This is a genomic window from Leifsonia sp. SIMBA_070 (assembly GCF_046534635.1).
In the GTDB taxonomy this organism is placed as follows: domain Bacteria; phylum Actinomycetota; class Actinomycetes; order Actinomycetales; family Microbacteriaceae; genus Leifsonia.
The window spans coordinates 1-251 of sequence record NZ_JAWRYK010000636.1; the positions used below are offsets into that span (position 1 = coordinate 1).

At 60.2% G+C, this 251-nt stretch carries 1 pseudogene; it reads right to left on the minus strand.

From position 1 onward, the window contains the following. Window positions 1–251: pseudogene (locus SB754_RS21780) on the minus strand (carbohydrate ABC transporter permease); the annotation flags it as partial.

The window sequence follows — 251 nt, forward strand, 5'->3', positions numbered from 1 at the left end:
GCACACTCCAGTACGTGTTGGCGATCCCCATCTGGCTGAACAGCAGGAACAGCGGCAGCGCCGTGGCAGTGCCCGGCACCAGGACTCCGCCCAAAATGGTGCCGAAAACCAGGTTCCTGCCCTTGAATTCGTACATTGCCAGCGCATATCCGCCGGCAGCGGCAAAGTAGGTGGCGATCAGTCCACCGAAACCGGCATAAATCACCGAGTTCAGGAACCAGCGGGCAAACACTCCGCCGTCGTAGCTAAGG